6 protein-coding genes are annotated in these 7848 nt (G+C 56.7%); 1 reads left to right on the top strand and 5 read right to left on the bottom strand.

Annotated elements, in window-relative coordinates:
- The first annotated feature begins 465 nt into the window (after positions 1–465).
- The gene (locus RSSM_RS26290) at positions 466–1575 is read left to right on the top strand and encodes a methyl-accepting chemotaxis protein (RefSeq protein ID WP_008686925.1); all 1110 of its coding nucleotides are present in this window, start codon (positions 466–468) and stop codon (positions 1573–1575) included.
- A 155-nt stretch (positions 1576–1730) separates the two neighbouring features.
- Here RSSM_RS26290 and RSSM_RS26285 read toward each other — a convergent pair whose 3' ends face one another.
- The 5 genes from RSSM_RS26285 to RSSM_RS26265 all read right to left on the bottom strand — a co-directional run bounded on the left by RSSM_RS26285 (position 1731) and on the right by RSSM_RS26265 (position 7590).
- Positions 1731–3170 carry a RecQ family ATP-dependent DNA helicase gene (locus RSSM_RS26285; RefSeq protein ID WP_008686923.1) on the bottom strand — a complete coding sequence of 480 codons (1440 nt, stop codon included), beginning with the start codon at positions 3168–3170 and terminating at the stop codon, positions 1731–1733.
- A 71-nt stretch (positions 3171–3241) separates the two neighbouring features.
- On the bottom strand, positions 3242–4024 hold the full coding sequence (locus RSSM_RS26280; protein WP_008686921.1) for a TatD family hydrolase: 783 nt from the start codon (positions 4022–4024) through the stop codon (positions 3242–3244).
- Between the two features lie 418 nt (positions 4025–4442).
- Positions 4443–4793, bottom strand: a complete 351-nt coding sequence (locus RSSM_RS26275; protein ID WP_236621405.1) for a hypothetical protein — start codon at positions 4791–4793, stop codon at positions 4443–4445.
- A gap of 423 nt (positions 4794–5216) precedes the next feature.
- Positions 5217–6452, bottom strand: a complete 1236-nt coding sequence (locus tag RSSM_RS26270) for an Nramp family divalent metal transporter (RefSeq protein WP_044303707.1) — start codon at positions 6450–6452, stop codon at positions 5217–5219.
- Positions 6445–7590 (bottom strand): DUF2891 domain-containing protein, encoded by a 1146-nt coding sequence (locus RSSM_RS26265; protein ID WP_008686913.1) that lies wholly within the window; start codon positions 7588–7590, stop codon positions 6445–6447. Before RSSM_RS26265 ends, RSSM_RS26270 begins: the two co-directional genes overlap by 8 nt.
- Between the last annotated feature and the right edge of the window lie 258 nt (positions 7591–7848).

Here is a 7848-nt window from a genome sequence, read left to right as displayed (position 1 = left end):
AGGCATCGGTTGGCTGTTTTCACGGCCGGGCGGTTGATGCTTGGACTCCAACGTCGTGGGGATGCCGGAACTGCGCTGCGCTTGGTCCGGCCTACGATGTCTCTCGCAAGAGCGAGAGTGCGATGGCCCGCGACGGACGGACACCAGACTGATTAATACTGCTCAATATTAGCAATCAAATCGTTTGCTTTCTCTCCTGATCCGCTGCGGGGCGATCATCTTCGGGGTCGGTGGAATACACGCTGACATGGACGCTCAAATCTCGCCGTGTGGAATGCTTTTATTCCACGTAACTCCACCTGCGGGGAATGACTCGGCACTGACCAAGGCAAATCGACGGGCCTTGTCGCTAGTCGCATTCTATGATTCGTTCGATTGATCATCGAGCCTGCCAGGCGGAATCGGCTCATTTGGTTCGTCACCAATGAAACCAAAACGACTATGCCCCTAGACGAGATATTTGAGATGACTTCCGCGACTTCCGCCGCCTCCGTATCGAGGACTGCAAATGAAAACCCATCGGCACCCGGTTCCACTGACGACTCGGATTTCGACAGCAACGAAAAGCTGACCACACTCATTCAAGACCTAGCCCGTGCTGTCGGCGTTGCTATCGACGAGATCGATACGATCAATGCTCGTACCAAACTGCTGTCGCTGAACGCCCGAATTGAAGCATCGCGGGCTGGCGCACATGGTGCTGCGTTCGGAGTTGTCGCGCAGGAGATTCAAACACTCTCGCAGAAGACGGGAGCAGTGGCGGATGAGATGGCGAGCATCACCAAGTCGCGCGTAGATCAATTGATGCAGATCATCGAAACCAACATTCGTGGAGTACGTCTCTCTGACCTCGCTCTGAACTGCGTTGATTTGATTGACCGAAACCTATACGAGCGAACGTGCGACGTCCGGTGGTGGGCCACCGACAGTAGTGTGGTAAACGCATTGTCCGAGCCAACGAAAGAAAGTCTTGAATACGCTGCCCAGCGACTCGGTGTCATTCTCGACGCGTATACCGTGTACTACGATCTCGTCATCTGCAATCGAGACGGGATCGTTGTCGCAAATGGACGCAAATCCCAATTTGATTCCGTTGGCTGTAACGTCTCCAATTCGGATTGGTATTCACAAGCGATGGACCATTCCACGGGCAACGAATTCGGGTTCGAATCAGCGAACGCGTCCGAGCTCGCTGATCGACAACATTCGCTGGTCTATTCATGTTCGGTTCGGGAACAGGGAATCGCGACGATGCCGACAGTGGGAGTGCTCGGTGCCGTCTTCAACTGGGACGGACTCGCGAAGCCCATTCTCGATGACTTGCCCATAGCGGAATGCGAACAGAACAAGACCGTCGCATACATTCTCGATCCGGATGGCAATGTTCTGGCTTACCGGTCAGGAACCGAGCCACTGTCGGGAACACTTCCTTGCTGGGAAACCATCAGATCCGAGAGTAAAGGATTCTTTATCGATCAGTATCGAGGCAAAAAGTATTGCATCGGGCATGCGAAAGCACCTGGCTTCGAAACCTACTCTACCGACTGGATCGCAGTTGTCATGCAGGAAATGTAACGCATCGCGGACAGCAAAAAAGGGAACAACCAACACAAAGAGTGATCCCGTCGTGGACCTTGCCAAAGCTGCTGATTGCCCCAGGTCTTTCACCATCCCGAAAGAATTCCGACGATGAGCCGCAGGTTGAGCGCAGCGACACCCACGCAAAGGTCTTAACTGCCGTCGCCCAAAAAGTATTCGTTCAAGAACGATTGTCGCTCGGCTTCCGGGGTTTTGGCGAACTCGACCATCGCGTACAGACGCTGTTGATCGCGACGCATCTTCTCGTTTAAGGCAGCTTCGCCGAACAAGTCTCGTGGCAGATCACTGACGACTTGAAAACACTCCGGTGGTCTCGGCCCGGCGATCACGCCGTGGCGGTCGAGCATCGCGATCGCGGTTTCGAGACGGTGGTCATGGGGGCTGACCCGTTGCAATTGTTGGTTCAGCCAGTCCAGCCCGAACGCGTCGCAGCGGTCCGCGTGCTGCGTTAACGCGTGCATCAGCCGGTCGTAAAATCCCGCGTCTGGGTTGGCCCATTCGATGAACTGCATTTGCGTCATCAGGTCGGCTTGGTCGTACAACCAAACACATCGGCTCGGTTCTCCGTCGCGACCGGCGCGGCCAATTTCCTGGTAGTACGATTCGATCGATCCCGGTGTCTCGGCATGCACGATCAGCCGAATGTCTTCCTTGTCGACTCCCATGCCGAACGCGGGCGTCGCGAGCACCGTGTCGACTTCACCGCTCATGAACGCGTCCTGCATCGAGCGACGCTGGGTTCGTGAAAGATCACCGTGATAACAAACGTGATCGAACCCGTCGCGGCGCAGTTTGTCGGCGAACCGTTCGAGCGTTTTGATCAACGAGAAATAGACAATCGTGCCTCCGGGACGGTCACCGTTCTCGCCCCAGATATCTGGATCGCGAAGGGCATCGACGATGTGCTCGTTTTTTTGATCTTCATCGACAACCGATTCGACCTTCATCGTCAAGTTCGGCCGATCGATCCCTTCGTGGAACAGGCGAATGTCTTCGCGAGCGATACCCATTTGTCGATAGATGTCGGCGCGACATTCCGCGGTCGCGGTCGCCGTCAGGGCAATCGTGGTCGGATTGCCTAGCAACTCACGGATCTCAGCGATGCGGCTGTAATCGGGCCGGAAATCGTGTCCCCACTGACTGACACAGTGTGCCTCATCGATCGCGAGCAGTTGAATGTTGCGATGAGCGATCGTTTCCAAGAACTCTTCTTTGCGAAACCGTTCCGGTGTCACGTAAAGCAACCGGTACTTGCCTTCGGCGACCTCCTCTTGCCGCTGCAAACGGGCGTTCCGGTCGAGCGATGAATTGATCAGGGTTGCGTCGATGTCGCGAGCCTGCAACGCGTCGACTTGGTCCTGCATCAACGCCACCAACGGAGACAAAACGAGCGTCAAGTTCCCGTCACCCGGCGTTGCCGCGAGCGCAGGAATTTGAAAACACAACGACTTCCCCCGCCCGGTCGGCATCACCACCATCGCATGCCTACCCGCCATGACATGCTCGATCACCTCCGCCTGTTGCGGACGAAAGGAATCGTAGCCGAAGTACTCTTTGAGAAGTTCGTTCATGCGGAATGCAGCGTCAGGCAGCGAGACAGTTCAATCGATGTATCGCCGCGAACGCTTCGATTAAGTACAGCCTAGATGCGGAAGAATCGACGGGCGTTGGCGGTGGTGCTTTCGGCGAGGCTTTCGGGGGAGACCTTGCGGACTTCGGCGAGACAGCGCAGGGTGTGTCCGACGCGGGCCGGTTCGTTAGGGCGTCGACCGCGGAGAGGTTCAGGGGATAGGTACGGGGAATCGGTCTCAACGAGCAAGCGATCTTCAGGGACCATCGCGGCGACCTCACGCAGATCCGTGCTTTTTTTGAACGTGACCATGCCGGCAAAGCTGATCATGCAGCCGAGATCGAGGCACGCGCGGGCTTCGTCGAGGTTGCCGGTGAACGAGTGCATCACGGTTGGTGGAAGGCTCGACTGCGATCGCAATTGTTCAATGATCAGCGAACAGCTTTCTCGCATGTGGATCACCACCGGCAACGAACGCTCGACGGCAAAGTCGAGATGTTGTTGAAAGAACTCGTGCTGCATCTTGATCGGCGTATCGTCCCAGTAACAATCCAGCCCCGTTTCACCTATGCCGACGACGCCAGGTTGCTCGGCGAGTTCTTGGATCACCTCGAAATCATTCTCCGCAGCTTCAGCTGCCGAGTTCGGTTGGATGCCGACGACGGCGTGCAGGTAACCCGGATGAGTTTTCGCCAACTCACAAGCCCGCCGACTCGTTTCGACATCGATCCCGATCACCGCGATCCCTCCCACGCCAGCTTCCTTTGCCCGCGCGATAACTTCGTCAACCGAGGAATCAAACGTGTCCGTATTGAGGTGTGCGTGCGTGTCGAACAGATTTAACAAAACAATCACTTTCGATCAGTAGGACGTCGTGGGACAGGAGGGGCGTATGAAATGCCCCAACACCGTGTTTTAGGACAAGGAGCATGTTCTAGCCCAAAGAACTGGTATTAACACGGCTAGCCGGCACGGGATCAGCTAGTGGTCTGTCAACATCGAAACCGAGGGTGGTGGACGAGGTCGCGAGTCCTTTTGAGCGGGTGAAAAGCGGAGGCTCGCAAACTCGTCCAATACCACAGCCCCTCATTTTGGGCGTTGACTGACCACAAGCCGACGACCGCGCAGAGGGCAAATGTCGCCACAAGATAGCAACGCTAGGAAGGTTGTAAATCTGAGACACGCTTTAGCGTCTCAAGCGGGAGGATTTCTTGCGGCATCCACTACGGGGTTACCGGCAAATCAAGTGCGGCGGAAAAGTAGCGACTGCCACCTAGATCAAGTGAAACTCACGTAGAAAGTTTTTCTTGCAGCGGATGAACTTCCTGTGTTCTTGATGGTTAAGTGGTCGGCGTTTTTCGGCGAAGGCTTGCGCGATGACTCCCCAATTGCCGTTTCTCGCAAACAAGACGACATAGTCGATCGGTGACGGTGTCCAGCAATTGATAATTTCTTGGTTCTTGCCTTTGCTGAAAAACGATTTGATTTGGATGCGATGAAAATTCGGTCCGTCTGAAATCAATAAATCGGTTTTGTGGCCGTGGTCCAACATGGGAGAGAAGACTTGCCAGCCGTCTTGCAGAAGCCAACTTGCGATCAAGCTTTCAAACGACACATTCTTCATTGTTTGATGCGTTCCGCTTTGCGTCTTTGTCGTTCGTCGTGGCAAGGTTGCGTTATACCTGCGGTTGATAGGCCCGATTCATGTGATACGGCGGGGACTGCGATTCGATTGGGAGAATGCTCGCACCGTTCCGCTAAAGGTATTTAGCCCTTGGGCGATCGGGTTGGATGTAACGACTCAGGCTGCGTCACGCGTGGCGCGGAATATCGACGGGATTTTGTGCGTTGTAGGATTTGAATCGGTCGTAGATGCCCAACGGCGGGAGCTACGAATCGGTTGTGGGGGGGCGAAGCAAGGCCGTATCGGTGAGTAGCAGCGGGGCGTCATGGCTGTGAATTGGTAGCGGCTGTGCATTGATATGATGGGTGGCTCGCTAGAAGACTGGGTTTCTTCGCAACCGATCACCCTCGACAGTCGCGTGTGTCAACGCACGGCAGCAGCGATTCGCCACAATCCCAGTGCAGTCACGCATGAGATGATCGCCCATGCCGCGTAGACGCCCCACGGGGACATCGCCAATGGCGAATTGGCAGTGCATTTCTTGACCACAATCAACATCAAAGTCGCGACGATCGGCAATAGCATCCCGTTGGCGACTTGGGCGACGATGATGGTAGCCGCCGGGCTTCCGTGCAGAACTGTTGCCGCTATCACTCCGACGGCGATGACCGAAATTGCAACCGCGCGAAACATTTTGCTGGCCGGATGCGCCGGCCAACCCATGCATCCACACACCGCATACGCGGTCGCGACTGGCGCGGTCACAGCGCTGGTGAGGCCCGCGCAGAACATGCCAATCGCGAACGCTTGACTGCTCAGCGACCCCAGCGCCGGACGCAATCCGACGGCGATTTGGTCGGGCGTGGTCCACTCGATCTGTTGGTCAAAGAACGCTCCGCAGGCGGTCAACAAAATCGCGCCGGTCACGAGTCCACCGAGTGTGATCGACACCGTGGTGTCAAATCGGGCTTGCTTGATCGCCAGCTCTGGCGGGACGTCTTTCCATGTCGAGGCGGATCGACTCGCGTGCAAGAACAGGTTGTAGGGAACGATCGTGGTACCGATCATCGCCAGGACCAACGTGAGGTTGTCAGGCGTGATTCTCGGCACGAAACCCGCGGCGACTCGATCGAGCGACGGCATGCCTTTGATCGCGGTCACCATGAACGCTGCACTGAGGAATCCGACCAGCGACACGAGCACCGTTTGCAACAACCGGTCGCGACCAGCCCCAATCACCACGATCGTGAAAACGCCAATCGCGAGCGTCCAGAGTTGTCGCGAACCGCCCAAAAGTGCGGACACGCCCACGACGGCCCCGGTCAAGTTGCCGGTTTGATACGCGGCGTTTCCTAACCCGATTGCAACGATCACCAACGCCAACATCGGACGCAGCCATCGAGACCCTCGCAGCGTGTCGCGGATCGATTCGCTGAGGCCTGTCCCGGTCAGGATGCCGAGCCGAGCGGCGAGCGATTGCAGTATGATCGTACCCGCGACCGCGAACAGAACCGTCCACAATAATTCGCACCCGAAGAGAGTGCCCGCGCGACTCGCCGTGACCACGGTTCCGGGGCCGATGAATGCAGCGGTGACTAACAGTCCAGGACCGATCCGAAACCGGTGCGACGGTCGAGCGACCGATTCGACGTCACTCATCACGCTCGCCATCGGATTGCGTGAGGGCGTACAATGCGAATGTGGCCAACCAATGATCGCCCTCATAGTGGCCGCTGTTGACGTATGCCAAACCAGCACTCAAATGATCGGACGCACTTTGCATAAGCGAGTCTCGATGGGGATGGTCATCGGGCAGCGACATCGCGATCGCTCGCATGCACCAGGCTCGGCTGAGGTTCAGTCCGGCCAAGTGGACCAGTTTTCCATCGGACAGGTCACTCACCGCGACCGGTTCGATCGTTCCGTCGCGCAGTCGCTCGTCGAGATTCGGAATGAACTTTTCAAACCAATCCGCGAAATCGTTCGAGTTCGAAACCCGACGCATTAAGTCGGCTTCGTTCCATCCGGATGAGAAGAAGTCGTGGCCGGACGGTTCGTATTGGACCGGATAGTCGATGTCGGTTTGGTAGTAAGCTTTGGCACGATCGATCACGAGCAGTTCGAGATCGGGGAGTTTCATCACGCGGGCGTAGTCGAGAATCTGTCCGAGAGCGAAACCGGTATCGGTGTGCTGTCCGGTGCGAATCGGAAAGGTCAGCAGCGGTAGGTAGTCGCGAATCCGTTCGACAAACAAGTTTTCCAACGGCCGTAGGTTTTCACGCCATCGCCGGGCGTCGGTGTCGTCCCAGTCGTCGAGTTCCATCGCCAGTCGCAAGTACCACGACCAACCATACATGCGTTCGAAGCTCTTGTGCTGGTCGCGACCGAAGAACGCGGTTTCCTGTTCAATGTTCTCCCGCGTTAGGTGGGCCGACAGCACGTCACGGATCTTGGGGGCTGCGTCGAGATCCGGATGGGTGCGGAGCAGTCGAGCCAGCACCCAATGCCCATGCACGCTGCTGTGCCAATCGAAGCAGCCATAGAACGCGGGGAAGTTTTCTTTGGGCGTCTTGAGCTGATCGGCATCGGTGTAGACCAACGACAGCTTGTTGGGGAACTGCGTGTCGACGCCGTCGAGCACGAGCTCTGACCACTGGTGGGCGGTTGCCTCGTCGAGTCGCCCGAACGCAGGTTGGGTTGGCGGTGAATCGTTGGATTGACCGAACGAGAGGTTCGGTTGCCCCATGAACGCAAAAAGTGACAACAAACAGATTTGAGTGAGGCGAAGTCGTGTCATGGAAGTCCCGGTCAGCGCGGATGAGGTGCGAATTTCACCCGTCGATTATACGAGCCGAAACGCCGACGCGGTCCGATCAGCAAACGAATGCAGTTTTGCGGAGTGGTGACCGTTGTTGGGGATGGTTTACGGTCGAAAGGTGCCGTGAGCCGAAGTGCGTGAGCACTCGGGTTTTTGGGGGTGGTTGGGATGGTGAGTTGGCCGGCGTTTCCACCCGAGGCCTTACGGCCAGTTCGGCTCACGTAGCTCGGTCTTTCC

Source organism: Aporhodopirellula sallentina SM41 (genome assembly GCF_000346505.1).
GTDB classification, from domain to species: domain Bacteria; phylum Planctomycetota; class Planctomycetia; order Pirellulales; family Pirellulaceae; genus Rhodopirellula; species Rhodopirellula sallentina.
The sequence above is the reverse complement of the archived record's forward strand: the minus strand, read 5'-3'. Positions and strand labels throughout refer to the sequence as shown.

What these genes read in the sequence shown, in the direction of transcription:
- RSSM_RS26275 (WP_236621405.1), bottom strand. Translation starts at nt 4,793, where the DNA reads ATGAAGAATGTGTCGTTTGAAAGCTTGATCGCAAGTTGGCTTCTGCAA.
- RSSM_RS26270 (WP_044303707.1), bottom strand. Translation starts at nt 6,452, where the DNA reads ATGAGTGACGTCGAATCGGTCGCTCGACCGTCGCACCGGTTTCGGATC.
- RSSM_RS26265 (WP_008686913.1), bottom strand. Translation starts at nt 7,590, where the DNA reads ATGACACGACTTCGCCTCACTCAAATCTGTTTGTTGTCACTTTTTGCG.
- RSSM_RS26290 (WP_008686925.1), top strand. Translation starts at nt 466, where the DNA reads ATGACTTCCGCGACTTCCGCCGCCTCCGTATCGAGGACTGCAAATGAA.
- RSSM_RS26285 (WP_008686923.1), bottom strand. Translation starts at nt 3,170, where the DNA reads ATGAACGAACTTCTCAAAGAGTACTTCGGCTACGATTCCTTTCGTCCG.